This is a genomic window from Flavobacterium sp. FG139 (assembly GCF_057809695.1).
Genome location: NZ_JBMDKL010000020.1, coordinates 11,526 through 31,992, shown reverse-complemented (window position 1 = coordinate 31,992; position 20,467 = coordinate 11,526). Strand labels below are relative to the sequence as shown.

Genomic DNA, 20,467 nt, shown 5'->3' with positions numbered 1-20,467 from the left:
TCGCCTTCCTTTTTTTTAGCATTTTAAATTATGAAAAAGATTTTCTTACTAGTTATTATTGGTTTCACAACATCCAAAACGACCGCACAAAGTAAAGGCTATTGGCAACAACATGTTGACTATAAAATGGAAGTGACCATGGATGTAAAAACCTATCAATACAAAGGAAAACAAGAATTAGTGTATACCAATAATTCCTCCGACACCTTGCGTCGTGTTTTTTATCATTTATACAACAATGCCTTTCAACCAGGAAGCGAAATGGACCTGCGTTTGCAAAATATTAAAGATCCAGATGGCAGAATGGTAAACAAAATTAAAGTAGGCGATAAAGACGTAAAAGAAAGCCGAATTTCAAAATTACAACCGGATGAAATTGGGTTTTTACATGTTTCTAATTTCAAACAAGATGGTGAAAATGCCATTGCTAAAGAGGTTGAAACTATTTTAGAAGTTACGCTTGCTAAACCACTTTTACCAGGAAAATCAACTACATTTACGTTAGATTTTGAAGGACAAGTTCCGGTTCAAATTCGCCGTTCGGGAAGAAATAACAAAGAAGGCGTCGAACTTTCTATGGCACAATGGTATCCTAAAATGGCCGAATTTGATTTTGAAGGTTGGCATGCCGATCCTTACATAGCTAGAGAATTTCATGGCGTTTGGGGAAATTTTGATGTGAAAATTACTATCGACAAAAACTATCTTTTGGGCGGAAGTGGCTATTTACAAAACGGCAATGAAATCGGATACAACTATCAAGATGCAGGAGTTGTAGTAACGATTCCTAAAAAACAAAAAACCTTAACTTGGCATTTTATCGCGCCAAATGTGCACGACTTTACTTGGGCTGCCGATAAAAATTACATTCACGATGTGGTTCCAACAACCTTTGGAACGACTTTGCATTTCATCTACAAAAATAATCCAGCAATTATCGAAAATTGGAAACAAGCCGAACCAAAAACGGTTCAGTTAATGGCCTATTATAACAAAATTGTTGGCAAATATCCCTATCAACAATATTCGGTGATTCAAGGTGGCGATGGCGGAATGGAATATGCTATGTGTACGTTAATTTTGGGTGAAGGAAAACTCGACGGACTAGTTGGCGTTATTGCACATGAAATGGGACATTCGTGGTTCCAACACATACTGGCGTCCAACGAAAGCAAGCACCCATGGATGGACGAAGGTTTTACGTCGTTTATTGAAGATTTAGGAATGAACGAAATTGCTGAGAAAAAAGTCGAAAATCCGTTTAATAGCGCTCTTAAAAGTTATGTTGCTTTGGCTAATTCTGGTAAAGAACAACCACTTTCTACCCACGGCGATCGATACGATGAAAACAGAAGTTACAGCATTGCGTCATACAGTAAAGGTGAAGTGTTTCTAGTGCAGTTGCAGTACCTCATCGGAAAAGAAAATTTGATGAAAACATTGCAAAAATACTATGCCGATTTTAAATTTAAACATCCTACGCCAAACGATATTAAACGAACTGCAGAACGCGTTTCGGGAGCCAACCTAGATTGGTTTTTAACCGATTGGACCGAAACTTTAAACACCATTGATTACGGAATTAAAACTGTTGACAGCGCAACCGATGGCGTTCAAAAAACCGGAATTTCATTAGAACGAATCGGTAGAACACCAATGCCAATTGATCTTTTAGTTGAATATGTAGATGGCACCAAAGAGAGTTTTTACATACCACTGCGAATGATGAGTTTTGTAAAAGAAAATCAAAACCCAGAAATCAAAAGAACCGTTTTAAAAGATTGGACTTGGGGAAATCCTAATTATTTTTTTGAACTTGATAAACCCAAAAACAGTATCAAAAAAATCACCATTGACCCTAATGGTTTATTGGCCGATGTTAAACCTGATAATAATGTTTATGAAATAAAATAAAGCAAAAAGCGTTCTCACAAAAGGACGCTTTTTTTTGAAATAGAATTTGTAGTTTTACTGCCGATTAAAAGTCATTTTATGAAACACTTCAAATTGATATTCCTTTTTACTTTGTTAAGTATTGGATGGCAAAGCCATGGTCAGACCCTTGCTTTTAAAACAAGTAGTGTGAGTTTTATTGAGAAAAATGCCAAAAACGAATGGGGACAATGGTCCGATTTTGTAAAGGCAGAATTGATCATAACCATTGATGCCAAAAAAGATCGAATTGTAGTAAATTCACCAGAAATTCAGGTGTTTACCATAAAAAACTACGGCGATAAAATTGAAACACCAACCAATGATATAGTCCCATTTGATTGTATTGATCAAAACGGATCAAAATGTAAAATCTTAGTCATTACACGAAAAGATGAAGGAAATAGAATGCAGTTTTACATCAATTACAACGAAGTGAAATTCGTTTATAACATCTATAATTAAATTCAATTATGGATTTTACGTATTCCAAAAAAGAAAAACTTAAAAGCAGAAAAACCATCGATTTACTTTTCTCAGAAGGGAAATCGGTTTCAAAATATCCATTGCGGTTGGTTTATGCTCCATTGATTGCTTCTGATGAAAAAATAAATTTTGGCGTTTCTGTTTCTAAAAAACATTTTAAAAATGCCGTTGATCGAAATTATTTTAAAAGGATATTGAGAGAATGCTACCGCTTAAACAAGCATTTGATTCATGATAATTTAGACAAACCTTATGCGATGATGTTTTTTTATCAAACCAAAGAGCGGTTGAATTATCAGGAAATTAATGAAAAAACGGTTTTGTTGTTCGAAAAATGGGTTGCTTTTAAAAACGAAGATTTGAATCCCATTCAAAAACACTAAATTCTTAACAAAGCCATAAAAAATTAGTTTTTTGACGTTTATGCAATATATTTGATTTTGTTTGTTAAATTCGTCTGTTAAAATTCAGAAAAAAGAAAAATAACTATGCTTCAATACTTTAAAAAAAGATATGTAATTCCGGTAGTAGCCTCTGGATTTTTGTTTTTTGCTGCCAGTTTCAAAGACGATTTTTTTGAAATTGCCAAGCAAATTGAAATTTTCACGACACTTTTTAAAACGATAAACCAAAATTACGTTGATGAGGTTAATCCGTCCGAATTGATGGACAAAGCCATTAAGAGCATGTTGGCCGATTTAGATCCGTATACCAATTACTTTAACGAACAAGATGTTGTAAAATTTAAAATCAACAACACTGGTGAATATACTGGAATTGGCGCCATGATAACTCGTAAAGAAGACAAACTGATCATCAAAGAACCTTACAAAGGATTTCCTGCTGACAAAGCCGGATTAAAAGCTGGTGATGCTATCATTCAAATTGGAGATGTGATGTTGTCTGATTTTAAAGACGATGCTTCGCAATTGCTAAAAGGTGCCAAAAACACCAAGGTTGATGTAAAATACATCCGTCAAGGAAAAACCTTAACAGCACAGATCGTTTTAGACGAAGTAGAAATCAAAGCCGTTCCTTATTTTGCCAAAATTGATGACAAAACGGGTTACATTGTGCTTTCGGCATTCAACAGAAAAACGACCCAAGAAACCAAAGAAGCTCTAGAAAAACTAAAAGCTGATGGCGCACAAAGAATCATCTTAGATTTACGAGGAAACCCAGGCGGATTGCTTAATGAGGCGGTTAATGTGTGCAATCTTTTTGTGCCCAAAGGCGAAACCATTGTAACTACAAAATCTAAAAACCCGAAATACAACACTACATACAAAACGACTAGAGAACCTATCGATTTAGACATTCCTTTAGCAATAATTGTAGATGGAAAAAGTGCTTCGGCATCTGAAATTGTTTCGGGTGCTCTGCAAGATTTAGACCGTGCTGTGATTGTAGGTTGTAGAAGTTTTGGAAAAGGATTGGTGCAACGCCCAATTGACATGACGTATGGAACTCAAGTTAAAGTTACCATTTCACGCTATTACACACCTTCTGGAAGATGCATCCAGGCGTTAGATTATTGGCATAAAGATAAAGACGGTAAAGCAGTTCGAACAGATGCTTCAAAATATAATGCTTTCAAAACCAAAAAAGGAAGAACCGTTTATGATGGCGGTGGTATTCAACCCGATGTTGAATTGGCTAATTCTAAACTGAGTACGATTGCAGAAGTATTGCAAAAAAACGATGGAATATTTAATTACGCTACCTATTACTACTACAAAAATCCGAATCTTGGCGATAAAATTCCAACCATTACAGAGGGCGATTATGCCGATTTTAAAGCGTTCTTAAAAAAGGAAAAAATAAGCTTTGATACCGAAACCGAATTGGCGTTGAAAAATACGATGGAAAAAGCCAAAAAAGAAAAAATTGACGAAACAATAACGGTTCAATACGACCAATTAATGGCTGCTTTACAAAAAAGCGAAGAAGCCCTTTTGGATAAAAATCAAAAAGAAATCAAAAAATTAATTTTGGACGAAATTATCAAACGTTACCAATACAAAGAAGGACTATATCAGTATTATACCAAAAACAATACTGAAATAGCTAAAGCAAGTGCCATTTTAGCAAACCCTGCTGAATACCATAAAATTTTAAATTAAAATGTTGCGATTTTTAAAATACTTACCGCTGTTGGTCTTCGGATTTATACATGCACAAGAAGAAGCCGTAAAATCTGTTTACTTCGAATTCGACAAATTTAACTTAGACGAAAAACAAGCTAAAGAAGTCATCGATTTTATAAAAAATACCGATTCTACTCGAATTGAATCCATTCAAATCTTTGGTTACACTGATGATATTGGGAAAGAAGCCTACAATTTTAAATTGTCTACCAATAGAGCCAATACTATTCAAAACAAGTTGACTCAAAGCGGCATTAAAAGCAAAATAATCGTTACAATTGAAGGAAAAGGGCGAATCTTGATTGACGATGATATTGTGGACAATCTTCCTGAAAAACGCTCTAAAAATCGTCGTGTGGATGTGGTGTTGAATTTGAAAGAACTTCCCAAATTAGTACTGCCAGGATTTTACAATATGATTCAAAAAAACCATGTGGTTGGCGATCATATTTATCTTGAAAACATTTTATTTGAAAAAGGAAGCAGTCATTTAACAACCAAAGCCAAAACAGAATTGGATAAAGTGGCACTTTTGTGTTTGAGATACAAAAATATTGAATTTGAAATTCAAGGACACGTTTGCTGCACACCACCGAACCAAAGAGAAGCAATTGATAAAGACACTAAAAAACGTCAACTATCTACAAATAGAGCACAATCGGTGTATAAATATTTGGTTTTCAGAAGAGTTCCTAAAAATAGAATGACCTTTAAAGGCTATGGAAATACCGTGCCACTAGGTAAAGAACCCGAATACGATAGACGTGTAGAGTTGGTGATTACAAAAATCTAGTTACCCTCTTTTCATTTCGATATGCGGAATATCGTCTTCTAAATACATCTCGCTCGTTTGCACAAAAGCGTGACTTTCGTAAAATTTCTGCAAATACAATTGTGCCGAAATAGTAATTTTATTAGTATCAAAATTACTTTCAATTCCAGCAATAGCGGCTTGCATCATGTGATGGCCCCATTTTTTATCCCGATAATCCGGATGAATAACCACGCGTCCTATGGAAGCATTGTCAAAATAATCGCCGGCTTTAAACAACCGTGCATACGCTACAATTTGTCCGTCAAATTCACCAAGTAAGTGCAATGCTTTTTCATCTTTACCGTCAATGTCTTGATAAACGCAATTTTGCTCCACTACAAAGACGTGTGAACGAAGTTTTAATAAAGTATATAGTTCTTGCAGCGAAAGTTCGTTAAAACGCTTTATTTTCCATTTTGGGACTAGGGTCATTTTATTTCTTTTTTAAAAATTGCACCGATTTAATAATGGCTTCCAATTCGAACATTAAATCTCTTTTCTGTTTGGATGGCGCGTAACAAAATCCTTCGATAACTAGAATTCGATTATTATTTGGATCTACAATCGCATAATTGATGAATGGGCCGTTCATAAAATCATTGAGCAATTCCCAATTGCCTTTAGTTTCAAAAGCTTTCCTATTGAAAATTTCGGTTTTAGAAAGATACGGAGAAAATGCTGGCTCGGTAATCATTCTGGTTCTTGGAACGGCACCATGAATGTAAATTCTACCTATAGAATCGCGAATGTGCTTGATTCGTTCTACGGCTTTAGCATTATCTTTAATACTCGTTATTGGAATTTGATAAAAAATCAAACTCAGGTTACCGCTGGTAATTTCTTTCTTAAACCAAAGGAATTTTTTTCCTTTAAGCACCATTTTATACTTTACAGGAATGTCTAATCGAATATTAAATTTTTCGGAAATTGCTTTAGTATCCAACAAAGAATCTTGCTTGATTCGCTTTTGCAAGACTTTAATTTCTGAGGCTTTAATGCGGTTGATAATGAGCGAATCGTTATTTTGAATGGTATCTAAAATCTCCTGAACGGTTTCGCCAGAAATATGTACTACGACTTGAGGATTCGCATATTCGTTATTTTCAATCCTAAACTGACTTTTAGCTTCCTTTTTAACCACAATGATGTTTCGGCTGTTGGACATAAATCCTTCCAACAATTTCACAGGATATTGATTTAGTGTAAAAACAGGCTCTTCTTGTGGCAAACCCAAAGCTGGTGAAGCAAATTTATTTCTCATGCTATCGCCTACTTCTCCGTTCCACAATTGGTCGTCAATAATAACGGCAACCTCATTGGTTTTTCCAGAAGTTTCGCTATTGGGTTTGGCTTCTTTAGAATTACAAGAAGTCACCAAAAAAGTAATGGGTATTAATAAAAAAAGGGCTTTATTCATGATGTGAAATAAAGCCCAAATTTATAGAAGATTTTTGTATTATCCGTTTATTTTTAATTTCATTCCCGGTTTAATACTTTCGCCTTTGATATTGTTCCATTTTTTGATGTCGGCAATAGTGACACCAGGGAATTTTTGGGAAATTTTTAAAAGGGTATCGCCTTTTCTTACTTGATAAAGACTCTCTTTGGCATTTTTGTCGTTAACAGCATACGCCTCTTTTTTAGCTTTTTTGTCTTTAATTGTGGTTGAAGCTATTTCTTCTTTACCAACAATTAACTTATCACCTAACTTAATGTTGCTATCAGAAAGTGAATTCCATTCTAAAATATCGTTTATAGAAACGTTATATTTTCTGGCAATGGTTCCTAAATATTCGCCTTTTGCAACAATATGTTCAATATTTTTAACCTCAGCTTTTGATCGATTTTCATCTTCTTTTGCTTCGGCTAAACTTTGATCAGAAATGATTAATTGCGTTCCAACTTTTACATTGTTGTCCGCTAAATTATTCCATTCTTTAATGTTTTCAATAGTGACGTTATTCTTTTTAGCAACCGTAAAAAGATTATCACCTTTGGCCACTGTATAATAGTTTTCCGACTTTAAACCTTTGTGATCATTAGACGCTAACGCTTCATTTTTGTCTGACAATGGTTGTTTAATTTCCTTTTTGACAGTAGTGATTACTTTTTCGTTTTTGATGATTTTTAAATTAACACCCAAACCAATATTATCACCTTTTAACTTATTCCATTTTTTAATTTCTGCTACAGAAACATCATATTTGGAAGCTATAGCACCTAAATTATCACCACTTTTTACTTTATGAACCTTGGTAACATCTTTGTAAGTAACGACTTTTTCAGTTTTGAAAACTTTCTCCGTTTTTGGTTCTTTACTCGCAACTGCTGTATTTTTTTCTTTAGAAGTAGCAGAAATTTGCTTAACAGATGCTGTGTCTTTTATAGATTCTTCCTTACCTTTATAAGCTATTCTTTCAGTAGAAACAATTTTCAAGCTTCTTCCTTTGGGTGCTTTATTGCTTCTCAAATGATTCCATGATTTTAAATCGGCTACAGAAACATCATACTTGCTAGCAATTTCGCTTAAATTTTCACCTCGTTTCACTTTGTGAAATTTGGTTCGAGTTGTAAATTCTTGATTCGCAATTCCAGTACTTGTTGTGTCTTTTTGACGAACGGTTGCGATTCTTTCGTAGGGACGTTCTCTTTTGCTTTCAATGTAATCTACATAAGCATATACTTTATCTTCGTTAGAAGTAAACACAGCAATTTTATCTTTTGGCAATCTTAAAAAAGTAGTTTGACCAGAAATATGCGGAATTTCATTTCGCTTATACGATGGATTAAAGAATTGAATTTCAGCCACAGGAACATCTAACAAATCAGATATTTGTTTAAAAGTCATGTGTTTTTTAATCATAACCGTATCGGTAGCAAATAGATTAGCAATGGCCTTATTAGGAACAATTCCGTGCTCTTTGTGATACTCAAAAATGTACATCGTTGCCAAGAATGCTGGTAAATAGCCTTGTGTTTCTTTGGGTAAATTTTTTCGGATGTTCCAATAATTTTGTTGTCCGCCCGAACGACGAATCGCTTTGGCAACATTTCCTGGCCCTGAATTGTAGGAAGCTAACACCAAATCCCAGTCGCCAAAAATTTTATACATATTGTTCATGTATTGTGAGGCGGCCTGACTTGCTTTTAACGGATCGTTTCTATCGTCAACATACGAATCAATTCCTAATCCGTATTGTTTTCCTGTTTGAAACATAAATTGCCATAATCCAGTTGCGCCAACTCGTGATACTGCTCTAGGATTTAAAGCGGATTCTACCACTGCTAAGTATTTAATCTCCAGTGGAATATTATTTTTTGCTAATTCTTCTTCAAAAAGCGGAAAATAATACTGTGAAATACCTAATAATCGTTCGAAAGATTTTCTTCTGTTTTTTAGAAATGATTTGATAACATTTTCTAAACCAACGTTATATTCGATATTGAATGGTGATTTTTCATCCAATTTCTTCAAACGTTCTTTTAATAGTTCTGTTGGTAATTCGAAGTCTACTTTTTGGTCAACGTCAACGTTTTTAATGTCAGAAGCCATTTCGTCATAGACGTCAAGCGAAGCTAATTCTTTCATCCAAAGGCTATCGATACAAGACGCCATTTCGTCGTTAACGAACGTTGCTTTTATCGAATCTAGGTAGGAGATTTTTACTTCTTTTTTTACAATCGAATCTTGATTAGAAGCCACTTCCTGCCCGTAAAACGTAGCAGAAGCAACTAAAAGAATCGAAGTTAGTTTATTTTTTATAGTCATATTATAATTTTGTCAATGGAATGTTAATCAGCATATTAAGCTTTTTGCAAACATACTACCTTATAACGTATAAAGTTGTTTATTTATTGTTAAAATCAACAAACTAGTCTAAAATTGCCTGAATTCCAGGTAAAATTCTACCTTCTAACATTTCCAACATAGCGCCACCACCAGTAGATACGTAGCTCATTTTATCTTCTAATCCGAATTGTTTTACAGCCGCTACTGAGTCGCCACCACCTACTAATGAGAAAGCCCCATTAGCAGTAGATTCAGCAATATATTCTCCTAAAGCTATTGTTCCGTGCGCAAATTTTTCCATTTCAAAAACACCCAATGGTCCGTTCCAAAGAATGGTCTTAGATTCCATTATAATTTTTCTGAAATTTTCTAATGATTTTGGTCCAGCGTCCAATCCTTGCCAGCCGTCTGGAATTTCGCGAACGTCAACAAATTGAGTTTCGGCATCGTTTGAAAAAGCATTAGCAGCAACCACGTCAACCGGAATGTGAATGTGTACATTTTTTAGTTTGGCTTGATGTAAAATTTCTAAGGCTAAATCCATTTTATCATCTTCACAGATCGAATCCCCAACTTTTCCGCCTAAGGCTTTAATGAATGTAAAAGTCATTCCGCCGCCAATAATCATGTGATCTACTTTATCCAGTATATTTTCGATAACTGTAATTTTAGAAGACACTTTAGAACCTCCTAAAACTGCCGTTACTGGTTTAACAGAGTTATTTAAAACACGGTTTAAACTTTCTATTTCTTTCGCTAAAAGCAATCCGAAACATTTATGATTTGGAAAAAATTGAGCAATTATGGTTGTAGAAGCATGGGCTCTATGCGCGGTTCCGAAGGCATCATTTACATACACATCTCCAAGAGAAGCTAATTCTTTCGCAAAAGCCACATCTCCGGCTTCTTCTTCTGAATAAAAACGTAAATTTTCTAACAATAAAACTTGGCCTGGTTGTAAGTTTGAAGCGGCTTGTTGCGCTACATCGCCACGACAATCGGAAGCAAAATGAACGGGAACCCCAAGAACTTCTGAAGTAGTTTTAACGATATGTTTTAACGAATATTTTTCTTCTTTTCCTTTAGGTCTTCCTAAGTGCGACATCAAAATCACACTTCCTCCATCGGCAAGAATTTTGTCTATTGTGGGCTTGGCGCCTTCAATTCTGTTGACATCAGTTACCTTAAAATTTTCATCCAATGGAACGTTGAAATCTACTCTAATTAAGGCTTTTTTATTGTTGAAATTGAAATCGTTTACGGTTTTCATCTGATTTACAGTATTAATTGATATTAATCTGCAAATATAAGTATTTTGTTTTTGAATAAAAATGAGTAATGTTAGTTATCATTTTCGTCATCATCAACACTCGTCACGATTGAATTGAACCGAAAAACATTAGACTTTTTTTCCATTTCTCTCCAAATATATGGAAACATATTTTTTCGTTTTTTTAGAGAGGTGTAGATACCGTAAACTATAATATTAATCGTCATTGGATGTGATGGTTCTGTTATTGTTATTAACGGATAATATCCATATTTTACCCAAATAGGTGTTGTTTAATTTAGAAAGGTATAAGCTTATAGCATTTTGTTCTATTAATTCTTTTTCTAGATAAACATAATTATAATTGTTTTGTGGATTGACTAAAAGATGTGGATTTAGTCCGCTAGCTTTTAACTGATTCATGAATTTCGTAGCATTTTCTTCATGTAAAAACACATTAGCTACAATGTAATAAGCGCTCGATTCATTGGGTATGATTGCCGATTGAATTTCGTATGGCTCTTTGGTTTTACCTGAATCTTTAGCTTCTGAAATTAATTCCATATCGCTTTTGTTCACCGCCAGTATTTGCATTCTTTCATTATAACTATCGTTCATATTTGAACTATATAAATCGATGGCTTCTTTTTGACTTTCTGTTTTTTTAAGATAAACATATTTGTAATTATTCAATGAATTGGTAAAAAATTCAGCATCAATATGTTTTAGTCCAAGATAAGTAACAAACTTTTTAGCATCGTCTTCGGTCTTGTAAATGTTTGCAATAATGTAATATCCAACGTCTAATTTAGAGGCACTCAAAATCTGAATTTCAATAATTCTTTTCTTTGCTTCAATGTTTTTATCTCTACTAATTCTATTAAATGATGATGTTGTTTTCGAACCATCATTCAACAAATCATTGTTAGCTGGTACAAATTTCACCATACCATTAAGGGTGGTAACCTTGAGAACATTATCATCGTTTGAAACTAAAATGTTTTCATCAACAATACCAGTAGTATCATTTGAACTGGCCATTGTTTCTACAGAAAAGGCATTAAAAAACATACCTACTTTATCTCCAGAAGTTTTTAGTCTTAAAATGGATTGGGTATTTCCGTTGGCAATTAGACTGTTGTTAGCATTTGGAATTGTAAATAAGGCTGTGTCATACCCTAAAGTGTTTTTGCTGTCTGGAAAACGATTTAAAAAATACTTATTTTCAATCGTAATACAACTGTTAAAAAAATTTGTGTCTTTTCGAAGTGTGTTGCTTAATGGTGAAAATGTTTTTCCGTTATTAGCACTAAACAATAATTGATCGCCGGCAACATTAGAATCACCATCAAGCGTTGCAAAAGCAATTTTAGCCGAAACATTTCCTGTCTTTAGTGTTTCATAACCATTAAACAAAATATCTACTGGTTTGTCTGTAGCTCCGGCAAATCCATCGTAACTGGTAATGTTTTTACCCGACATAGAATCGTCTTCATAAACCACAAATAAAGTCCAACCTGCAGCTACTCCACCACTTAATTTTCCTTGCGTTGCTCTAACATTAGCAACCGTATAAATTCCAGCTGGATTTGATAATTTTTTGACATAATTTGTAACATCTGCATAGACAACATAAGGCGCAGATTCTTTAAAGTCTTTACTGTCTTTTCCGTCAAAAACAATTTGGCCTGAAATATCAACGTACTTTTCTTGGTTTGGAAGTTTCAGTTTTACATTAGAGAATGAAGCTCTTGCTGGATTGTCTGCGACGAATTTATCTTCATTTTTTTGAAAACCAGATTCGTATTTATAAGTTGCCGACCAATATAAACCCGCATACACAATTCTTTTGCGGCTTGGTTGTTCCAAAAGTAATTCAGCACTACTGGATGAAAAAGTATCTTCGTCGTTGTCAATATCAATGTATTCCATATCAAACTCATCGTTCAATTTGGCCGAATTCGTATGATTGTAATAAGGTTGATTGGATCCATTATTATAATCCACTCTGTTCACAATATTATTTGCAATTACCGACATGTCTCCTTTTACAAAACCCTGATATCTCATTTTGAATGGAACCGAAAGTTGGGCAAATGAAGCCGAGGATAATGTGAAAAAAAGAATGGTATATAGTTTTCGTTTCATCATCTGTGTTTTCATATTAATTCGTTTTTAAGATTAAATATTTTAAAAACAATTCCTACTATTGATTTTCAATGATACAAAGCTATAAATAAAAATCGATAAAATGTATATTTTTATCGACGAAATGCATTTTTTTATTTTAAATATGGATTTTTTCTTATATTTGAGTGTAAATAAAATGCTTAAAAGGTCTGTAATAATAAATAGATTGGCTTCAAAACAACTTTTTTCTACTATATTTGCTTATGCAGTTTTCAGAAATTTTAGGTCACGAACACATTAAAAATCACTTGATTAAGAGCGCAAGTCAAGGCAGAATTCCCCATGCTCAACTTTTTATCGGTCCAGAAGGATCAGGGACGTTGGCTATGGCAATAGCTTACGCTCAGTATATTGTTTGCCAGAATAAAGGTACTGATAATTCTGGTACAAATGAATCTTGTAACTTGAAATTCAATCACTTATCACATCCTGATTTACATTTTGTATATCCAACTGTATCGACTGAAGATGTAAAATCGAAACCCAAAAGTTTGGATTTTATTCAGGAATGGCGTCAGTTTATTTCGGAAAATAGTTATGGAAGTTTGTTTGATTGGTACAAAATGTTAGGCGTTCAAAACAAACAAGGAGAAATTCGGGTTGACGATGCACAAGAAATTCTGAAAGCTTTAGCCTTAAAATCGTTGGAGGGAAGTTATAAAATAATGATCATTTGGATGGCCGATAAAATGAACATTGCAGCTTCCAACAAACTTTTGAAATTATTAGAAGAACCAACGGACAAAACAGTTTTTATTTTAATTTCTGAAAACGAAGAAGACATCATTCAAACCATTCGATCACGCTGTCAAGTATTGCATTTTAACGGTTTGCCCGAAAATATCATTACAGAAGCTTTAGTTTCACGTGAAAATATTGATGAAAAATTAGCCTTTAAAATTGCCCATCAAGCACAAGGAAATTACAGCAAAGCCTTGCATATTTTAAAAGAAGACAACGACGAATTGCCTTTTGAAAAATGGTTTGTGGATTGGGTTCGTGCTGCTTTTAGAGCGAAAGGAAATGCTGCAGCCATTCAGGATTTAATTACTTGGAGCGAACAAATTGCAAGTTTAGGTCGTGAAGCGCAAAAGAAATTTTTAAACTATTGCATCGACATGTTTCGACAAGCTTTATTGTTGAATTATCAAGCTGAAAAATTAGTTTATATGGAACCTTCTGTTGAAAATTTTAAGTTAGAAAAATTTGCTCCTTTTGTAACTGGAAATAACATTTCAGAAATTTTTAAAGAACTTTCTGATGCATCTTATCATATAGAACGCAATGGAAATGCTAAAATTATACTGACTGATTTGTCCATAAAATTAACTCGTTTAATTCATAAAAATTAAATTTATGACAATCTCAATAATAACTTAAATTATTTATTTTCAAAAAATTACACTAATTTTACTATTAAAATTTTAGTATCATGAATAATACTGCTTCGGTTTTGGTTTTAGTTTTTCTAGCTGTAACTTTTATAATGTCGGCCCATGACAAACTTTTTCATTGGAATGAAAATATGGCTTGGATGAAACCTCATTTTGAAAAAACTCTTTTGAAAAATTATGTGCCTTTAGCTACCGGAATATTAGTTTTTTTTGAAATTGTAACGAGCATCTCTTGCCTGGTTGGAATCGTTGAATTATACATCAATGGCGGAAGAATGTTTGGCTTTTATGGCGCGGTTTACTCCTGTGTGACATTGCTGTTGATGCTATTTGGCCAACGGTTGGCTAAAGATTTTGATGGTGCTCGAACTATTGCAATTTACTTTATAATTGCTGTAATGGGTGTTTTTTGGTTGAGCTAATTACAAACTCGCCTTATACAACTTCAATTCGTCCCAGGTAAAAGTGTCACCATATTTTTCTTTCAAACCGTTTAGCGTTTCTTCCTTATACCCTTTGAAAGCTTTTGCTAATTCTTGAATTTTATCTTCTGGTAACACATCTGATATTTTGATGGTTTCCGACTCGATTAATTTGGCTAAATGATTACTAATGGTTTGTGAAGTTAACTTTCTAATAGCGGCAATTTCTTTGATAGAATTTTGTTGCATCCACAATTCATACGTTTCTTGAACCGTAGATTTTTTGGGTTCTTTCGTTTTTTTCTTTTTCTCATATCGATTGATTTCGCCTTCATTTTCAATCAGTGTGATATTGGCATTTTTGAATTCCTTTTGAATAAATTCTAGCTTTTGAATTTTATACCATCGAATTTCTTCTGACGACAACTTTTCCTTAGAAATGGTTTCTCCGTGAGCTACCGTTTCTATCAACAATTTAGCTTTCATCAATTTCAAAACGGCTTTGATTTGAAGTTCTTCTAAAACCAATAATTCTTCATAATAGGCCTTTACCTTTTTGATCCGTTTTACTTCTTCTAATTTCCATAAAACTTCATATACCAAACGATCCATCGTGGGTAAAAAATAATTGATTGCGGCTTGAATGCGATCGTTTACAAAATGTAAATCCAACTTTTCGGAAAAAAGTTTATTCAATTGCGACATGAATTTTCTCGACGGATCAATTAATTTTTCCAAATCATCCACTTGTTTTTTAGCCCAAAAAGCATGTTTGGATTTTTCCGAAACTTCCGATTTATCGTTATAACTGTACTGATGATTGCGCCATTCTTGAACTAAATTAGACCAATCAAAACTGTTAATTAAATAATGGTGAAAAAAATCATGCGTTTCTTTTTGCAAAGCAACTTCTAGAATTTCCTCGGTGGCTTTATTTGTGGCATACTCCATCACCTCTTGGTCGTTGGAAATTCCGTTCATTTGAATTGGAGAAAGTAAAATAAGGCCGTTTAACGAACGTAAACGCGAAAGAGCTACATAGGCTTGGCCCGGAAGAAAAACTTGCGAAACATCAAGCGCAGCTTTGTCAAAAGTTAATCCTTGGCTTTTATGAACCGTAATTGCCCAAGCCAATTTGATAGGATAATGTACAAACGTACCCAAAACTTCTTCTTCAATTTCTTTGGTATTTTCGTTTACCAAATAACGAATGTTTTGCCATTCGTATTTTTCCACTTCAATTGTTTTATTCTCATCAGGAAAATGCACCAAAATTTCTCGTTCAGACAACGATTTTATAACCCCCATTTTTCCGTTAAAGAATTTTTTTTCTAAGGACGAATCATTTTTTATAAACATAATTTGCGTATCAATTTTCAATTCCAATCGTTCTTCTAACGGATAAATTTTATCCGGAAAATCGCCAGTAATTTCAGCTAAATAGGCATGTTGTATTCCAGGTAAATCTTGTAATGATTGTATGTTTAAAGCATCTGCTTTAGTATTATGAGTGGTTAAAGTGATGTAGCCTTTATTTTTTTTAAAATCAAAATTGGGTTGCACAAACTGGTTTAAAACCTGAATGTCACTAGATGAAATTCTATTGTTTCGAAGGTTGTTCAATACCGATATAAACTGATCATCCGTTTGACGAAAAATCTTAGATAATTCGATGTACAGTGGTGGATTTTGTTCAATTACATGAGCATGAAAAAAGAATTTTCCTTTGTAATAATTGCGTAAGGTGCGCCATTCGTCATCTCGAACTACTGGTGGAAGTTGCAATAAATCGCCTATAAACAAGACTTGTACACCTCCAAAAGCACGATTATTTTTACGAACCGATTGCATCATGAAATCCATAGCATCTAATAAATCGGAGCGCAACATACTTACTTCGTCAATGATAAGCAGTTCCATATTTCGGATGACTGATTTCTTTAAACTGCTCATTTTGAAATGTCTGCGTAAGGTTGCCCGACTTTCAAACTTAGAATTTTGAGTAAACTGTGGAGAAGAGTTGTCCGGAAGAAATCCACCAAATGGCAGTTGAAACATTGAATGAATAGTTACCCCACCTGCATTTAAGGCTGCTATTCCTGTTGGTGCTACAACTACACAATTTTTATGTGTAGTTTGAATAATTTCTTTAAGAAGTGTGGTTTTTCCTGTTCCTGCTTTTCCCGTAAGGAAAATGGAACGGTTGGTTTGGTTGATAAATTGCAATACATATTTTGCTTCGGCGGAGACAAATTCCATGGCTGATATTTTAGATAAACAAATATAAACGTTTGCTAATCAATATACAAACAAAAAACGCCTTCTAAAAGGAAGACGTTTTTGAAACTATATCAGATTCAATTTATTTTTTTGGTTCCACTTTTTTCTCAGAAGGTTTATCTTCTTTTTTATCTTCTGATTTGTATTTATCATTGACTAATTTAATGATATCTTTCGTTACATCATATTGGTCTTTAGCATACAAGACATTGGCTGCTTCACCAGTACCAAAGACATAATCGTAGCCTTTTTCTTTTCCATATTCTTTAAAAACCTTTTTATATTTGGTTATTATAGAATCCATTTCAACGCTATGTTGACTTTGAAGTTGCTGAATAACAGACTGTTGCGCATATTGAATTTGTTGTTCTCTTTGTTGTAACTCGCCATATTTTTGTTGAGCCCAAGCCTGACCATTTTTTTGAGCATTAGCTTCAAAAGCCTTTTTCTCAGCTTCTAATTTATCTACTTCAACTTTAATTCTACTGTCTTTCTCACTAGCAATATCTTCGTATTTCGCTTTTAAGTCTTTGGCTTCTGTAGATTCTTCTAATAATTTATTAGTATCAATATAAGCGGTTTTAAAATCTTTTGCGTCAGTCGTTTTGTTACAAGAAACCATTACAACTGCTAGAGCAACACATACTATAATTTTTTTCATTTCTAATTTGTTAATTTTTACTATTTGCCAAAAGTATAAAATTTTAAACTGAAAAGATAAAAAGTTATAAAATTGAGCGGTTTTTATTAATATAATAATTTGTTATTGTTTTTTAATTTGATATAGTCAGGTTCTATTAATATTGGCTTTAAATAAAGCGTTTTAAAATGTATTTTAGACCTAAAGCACCCTTAACATGGTTAAGTTGATTTTAATTCAAAAATCGCTTTTATTTTAGTTTTTGGTGTTCTTTAACACATAAATATGAGAAGAATATTCAGAATTTTGGTTTCCTTTCCAATTTGATTTCAATCCGATGAAAAAAGCTTTGATGAAATTCATTTTTCCGGTTTTATATTTTTCAGATAATAAACTCACATAAAAACTATCAAATTTCATTGGAAGTACTTTTACTAGTTCTAAATTTTCTTTAGCAAACAATTTTTGAATTGCTGTTTTAGAAAAATGCCACAAATGAATTGGAACATCATAGGCAGCCCAATACTTTCCATAATAAGCAGCATCAAACGATTTAAAATTAGGAACCGCAATAATTACAGTGCCATTTGGTTTAATTAATCGTTTTAATTCTTTAATTTGATTTTCTAAATCGGGTACATGTTCTAAAACATGCCACATGGTGATTACATCAAACGAGTTGCTTTCTAACTCTGAAAGATTTTCTACAAAAGAAACGCCTTTGTTTCTAGCAATTGTTTTGGCTTTATCGCTAGGTTCAATACCTATAGTTTCCCAACCATCATTTTTAGCAACCGATAAAAAATCACCAACTCCAGCTCCAATATCTAAAATTCTACCTTTAGACGATTGTGAATTGATGAGTCTTAATTTATTTTTTAATGCAATTCCTTTTACAAATTGGTACATTTTTTCAAATACCGATTTATTCCCATCGGTATGTGAAATATAATCTACACTTTCATAATAACTTGGAAGTTTTTCCAACGAAGGTTGCGGATGTGTCATCAACATATCCAAATCTTCACTGTAAAGCAATTCAAACGTTTCTTGTGATACAGAATAATCTTTTACGTTTAAATAATGTTTTGTGCTTTTAATATTCATTAAATTCTCTTTATTTATAGGCTTTGGCAACGTTAGTTTCACGTGGAACAAATTTATCGTCCCATGTAAATTAACAATACCGAAATATCACTTGGCGAAACACCACTAATTCTTGAGGCTTGTGAAATAGTTATAGGTCTAATTTTGCTCAGTTTTTGCTTCGCTTCAATTGACATTGATTTAATTTTATCATAATCAAAATCAATTGGAATTTTCATATCTTCTAATCGAGTTAATTTGTCGGCATTATTGCGTTCTTTTTCAATATACCCTGAGTACTTCACATTAATTTCTGCTTGTTCAATTATCTCTTTGTCTAGATCATTTTCTTCGATATATTTTTGAACTTTATCAAATTTTTTAAAATCGTCTAAGTCAATTTGTGGTCGAGAGAATACTTTAAACATCTTATCCGATTGTACCATTGGCGAACTACCTTTAGCTTCCAAAATCGGATTTGCTTCTTCCATGGTTACACTTGTCTCTTTAAAAAAGTTCACCATAGCATCACTTTTAGAAAACTTTTCTTCCATTCGTTGCATTCGTTTTTCTGAAGCCAAACCAATTTTATATGACATTGGTGTTAAACGCTGATCGGCGTTATCTTGTCGTAATAGCGTTCTATATTCAGCACGAGAAGTAAACATTCTATAGGGTTCTTCGGTGCCTTTTGTAATCAAATCATCAATTAAAACACCAATATAAGCTTCGTCACGTTTCAAAATCATTGGCTCTTGTTCTTTCACTTGTAATGCGGCATTAATACCCGCCATCATTCCTTGAGAAGCTGCTTCTTCGTATCCGGTAGTACCGTTTATTTGTCCAGCAAAATATAACCCTTGAACTAACTTAGTTTCTAATGTGTGTTTTAATTGTGTGGGTGGAAAATAATCGTATTCAATAGCATAGCCTGGACGGAAAAATTTTACTTTTTCAAATCCCGCTACAGAACGCAAGGCTTTAAATTGAACATCTTCGGGAAGTGAAGTTGAAAATCCATTTACGTATACTTCGACGGTATCCCATCCTTCTGGTTCAATAAACAATTGGTGACGTTCTTTATCCGCAAAACGATTAATTTTATCTTCAATAGAGGGACAATATCTCGGTCCTAATGATTTAATTCTACCATTGAACATTGGTGAACGATCAAATCCTTCACGCAAAATATCATGAACTTGTAGAGAAGTATAGGTCATATGACACAGCCTTTGGTGTGTTAAAGGTTTTGTAATATCTGAATAAGAAAACTTGTCAGGATTAACATCTCCGGGTTCTTCATTCATCTTAGAATAATCTAACGAACGACCATCAACTCGTGGCGGCGTTCCTGTTTTCATTCTACCCGATTCAAAACCTACTTTTACCAAATCTTCAGTGATTCCATAAGCGGCACTTTCTCCAGCCCTACCTCCACCAAACTGTTTGTCTCCAATATGAATTAATCCGTTGAGAAACGTACCGTTTGTAAGTACAACTGTTTTGGCTTTGATTTCAATGCCTAACGAAGTTTTAACCCCTTCTACTTTTCCGTTGTTGATAATCAGTCCTGAAACCATTTCTTGATAAAAGTCAAGATTAGGAGTTCGCTCTAACATCAAACGCCATTCTTCTGAAAAACGCATGCGGTCAGACTGCACTCTAGGCGACCACATTGCTGGTCCTTTAGACTTGTTTAACATCTTGAATTGTATCGCGGTTTTATCAGAGACAATTCCTGAATATCCACCTAGAGCATCAATTTCACGAACAATTTGCCCCTTAGCAATTCCGCCCATAGCAGGATTACAAGACATCTGTGCAATGTTTTGCAAACTCATTGTAACCAACAAGGTTGAACACCCTAAATTAGCGGCAGCGGCAGCAGCTTCACAACCAGCATGACCAGCACCTACCACAATAACATCGTATTTTTCTAAAAACATCTTATTTGAATACGAGAAACATCTCGATTTATAATTGTTCCACGTGGAACGTTATAAAAAATTATGAAAC

The 20,467-nt window shown here is 33.7% G+C and carries 16 protein-coding genes; 7 read left to right on the top strand and 9 right to left on the bottom strand.

What is annotated here, in order from left to right; translation table 11 throughout:
- Positions 1–30: 30 nt before the first annotated feature.
- From ACODSI_RS14220 to ACODSI_RS14200, 5 genes are all read left to right on the top strand, one after another.
- Positions 31–1,914, top strand: coding sequence for a M1 family metallopeptidase (locus ACODSI_RS14220; protein WP_488917527.1), 1,884 nt, complete (start codon positions 31–33; stop codon positions 1,912–1,914).
- Between the two features lie 78 nt (positions 1,915–1,992).
- Positions 1,993–2,397: a hypothetical protein gene (locus tag ACODSI_RS14215; protein WP_488917526.1), complete on the top strand. Its 405-nt coding sequence runs from the start codon at positions 1,993–1,995 to the stop codon at positions 2,395–2,397.
- Positions 2,398–2,405: 8 nt separating this feature from the next.
- Positions 2,406–2,801, top strand: a complete 396-nt coding sequence (rnpA, locus tag ACODSI_RS14210) for a ribonuclease P protein component (RefSeq protein WP_488917525.1) — start codon at positions 2,406–2,408, stop codon at positions 2,799–2,801.
- A gap of 105 nt (positions 2,802–2,906) precedes the next feature.
- On the top strand, positions 2,907–4,541 hold the full coding sequence (locus ACODSI_RS14205; RefSeq protein ID WP_488917524.1) for a S41 family peptidase: 1,635 nt from the start codon (positions 2,907–2,909) through the stop codon (positions 4,539–4,541).
- Position 4,542: 1 nt separating this feature from the next.
- Entirely contained in the window at positions 4,543–5,358 is an 816-nt protein-coding gene (locus ACODSI_RS14200) for an OmpA family protein (RefSeq protein WP_488917523.1), read from the top strand.
- Here ACODSI_RS14200 and ACODSI_RS14195 read toward each other — a convergent pair whose 3' ends face one another.
- From ACODSI_RS14195 to ACODSI_RS14175, 5 genes are all read right to left on the bottom strand, one after another.
- On the bottom strand, positions 5,359–5,811 hold the full coding sequence (locus tag ACODSI_RS14195; RefSeq protein WP_488917522.1) for a GNAT family N-acetyltransferase: 453 nt from the start codon (positions 5,809–5,811) through the stop codon (positions 5,359–5,361).
- A 1-nt stretch (position 5,812) separates the two neighbouring features.
- The gene (locus tag ACODSI_RS14190; RefSeq protein WP_488917521.1) at positions 5,813–6,796 is read right to left on the bottom strand and encodes a DUF4837 family protein; all 984 of its coding nucleotides are present in this window, start codon (positions 6,794–6,796) and stop codon (positions 5,813–5,815) included.
- 39 nt (positions 6,797–6,835) lie between these two features.
- A complete protein-coding gene (locus ACODSI_RS14185) occupies positions 6,836–9,148 on the bottom strand; it encodes a LysM peptidoglycan-binding domain-containing protein (RefSeq protein ID WP_488917520.1) in 2,313 nt (770 codons plus the stop codon).
- Positions 9,149–9,251: 103 nt separating this feature from the next.
- Positions 9,252–10,439: a phosphoglycerate kinase gene (locus ACODSI_RS14180; RefSeq protein ID WP_488917519.1), complete on the bottom strand. Its 1,188-nt coding sequence runs from the start codon at positions 10,437–10,439 to the stop codon at positions 9,252–9,254.
- 216 nt (positions 10,440–10,655) lie between these two features.
- Positions 10,656–12,602 (bottom strand): hypothetical protein, encoded by a 1,947-nt coding sequence (locus tag ACODSI_RS14175; protein ID WP_488917518.1) that lies wholly within the window; start codon positions 12,600–12,602, stop codon positions 10,656–10,658.
- Between the two features lie 230 nt (positions 12,603–12,832).
- On the opposite strand from ACODSI_RS14175, the gene ACODSI_RS14170 reads away from it, so the two are divergent.
- Positions 12,833–13,981, top strand: a complete 1,149-nt coding sequence (locus ACODSI_RS14170) for a DNA polymerase III subunit (protein ID WP_488917517.1) — start codon at positions 12,833–12,835, stop codon at positions 13,979–13,981.
- A gap of 80 nt (positions 13,982–14,061) precedes the next feature.
- On the top strand, positions 14,062–14,445 hold the full coding sequence (locus ACODSI_RS14165; protein WP_488917516.1) for a DoxX family protein: 384 nt from the start codon (positions 14,062–14,064) through the stop codon (positions 14,443–14,445).
- On the opposite strand, the gene ACODSI_RS14160 is transcribed toward ACODSI_RS14165, so the two are convergent.
- The 4 genes from ACODSI_RS14160 to mnmG all read right to left on the bottom strand — a co-directional run bounded on the left by ACODSI_RS14160 (position 14,446) and on the right by mnmG (position 20,397).
- Positions 14,446–16,704 carry a helix-turn-helix domain-containing protein gene (locus tag ACODSI_RS14160; protein ID WP_488917515.1) on the bottom strand — a complete coding sequence of 753 codons (2,259 nt, stop codon included), beginning with the start codon at positions 16,702–16,704 and terminating at the stop codon, positions 14,446–14,448.
- A gap of 103 nt (positions 16,705–16,807) precedes the next feature.
- The gene (locus ACODSI_RS14155; RefSeq protein ID WP_488917514.1) at positions 16,808–17,386 is read right to left on the bottom strand and encodes an OmpH/Skp family outer membrane protein; all 579 of its coding nucleotides are present in this window, start codon (positions 17,384–17,386) and stop codon (positions 16,808–16,810) included.
- A 234-nt stretch (positions 17,387–17,620) separates the two neighbouring features.
- Complete coding sequence (locus ACODSI_RS14150; protein WP_488917513.1) at positions 17,621–18,472, bottom strand: class I SAM-dependent methyltransferase; 852 nt, start codon at positions 18,470–18,472, stop codon at positions 17,621–17,623.
- A gap of 53 nt (positions 18,473–18,525) precedes the next feature.
- The gene (gene mnmG, locus ACODSI_RS14145) at positions 18,526–20,397 is read right to left on the bottom strand and encodes a tRNA uridine-5-carboxymethylaminomethyl(34) synthesis enzyme MnmG (RefSeq protein WP_488917512.1); all 1,872 of its coding nucleotides are present in this window, start codon (positions 20,395–20,397) and stop codon (positions 18,526–18,528) included.
- Positions 20,398–20,467: the final 70 nt, after the last annotated feature.

Excerpts from the sequence above, each read along its gene's own strand:
- ACODSI_RS14165 (WP_488917516.1), top strand. The coding sequence starts at position 14,062 with ATGAATAATACTGCTTCGGTTTTGGTTTTAGTTTTTCTAGCTGTAACT.
- ACODSI_RS14180 (WP_488917519.1), bottom strand. The coding sequence starts at position 10,439 with ATGAAAACCGTAAACGATTTCAATTTCAACAATAAAAAAGCCTTAATT.
- ACODSI_RS14195 (WP_488917522.1), bottom strand. The coding sequence starts at position 5,811 with ATGACCCTAGTCCCAAAATGGAAAATAAAGCGTTTTAACGAACTTTCG.
- ACODSI_RS14160 (WP_488917515.1), bottom strand. The coding sequence starts at position 16,704 with ATGGAATTTGTCTCCGCCGAAGCAAAATATGTATTGCAATTTATCAAC.
- ACODSI_RS14190 (WP_488917521.1), bottom strand. The coding sequence starts at position 6,796 with ATGAATAAAGCCCTTTTTTTATTAATACCCATTACTTTTTTGGTGACT.
- mnmG (WP_488917512.1), bottom strand. The coding sequence starts at position 20,397 with ATGTTTTTAGAAAAATACGATGTTATTGTGGTAGGTGCTGGTCATGCT.
- ACODSI_RS14205 (WP_488917524.1), top strand. The coding sequence starts at position 2,907 with ATGCTTCAATACTTTAAAAAAAGATATGTAATTCCGGTAGTAGCCTCT.
- ACODSI_RS14215 (WP_488917526.1), top strand. The coding sequence starts at position 1,993 with ATGAAACACTTCAAATTGATATTCCTTTTTACTTTGTTAAGTATTGGA.
- ACODSI_RS14220 (WP_488917527.1), top strand. The coding sequence starts at position 31 with ATGAAAAAGATTTTCTTACTAGTTATTATTGGTTTCACAACATCCAAA.
- ACODSI_RS14175 (WP_488917518.1), bottom strand. The coding sequence starts at position 12,602 with ATGAAAACACAGATGATGAAACGAAAACTATATACCATTCTTTTTTTC.
- ACODSI_RS14170 (WP_488917517.1), top strand. The coding sequence starts at position 12,833 with ATGCAGTTTTCAGAAATTTTAGGTCACGAACACATTAAAAATCACTTG.
- ACODSI_RS14150 (WP_488917513.1), bottom strand. The coding sequence starts at position 18,472 with ATGAATATTAAAAGCACAAAACATTATTTAAACGTAAAAGATTATTCT.
- rnpA (WP_488917525.1), top strand. The coding sequence starts at position 2,406 with ATGGATTTTACGTATTCCAAAAAAGAAAAACTTAAAAGCAGAAAAACC.
- ACODSI_RS14200 (WP_488917523.1), top strand. The coding sequence starts at position 4,543 with ATGTTGCGATTTTTAAAATACTTACCGCTGTTGGTCTTCGGATTTATA.
- ACODSI_RS14185 (WP_488917520.1), bottom strand. The coding sequence starts at position 9,148 with ATGACTATAAAAAATAAACTAACTTCGATTCTTTTAGTTGCTTCTGCT.
- ACODSI_RS14155 (WP_488917514.1), bottom strand. The coding sequence starts at position 17,386 with ATGAAAAAAATTATAGTATGTGTTGCTCTAGCAGTTGTAATGGTTTCT.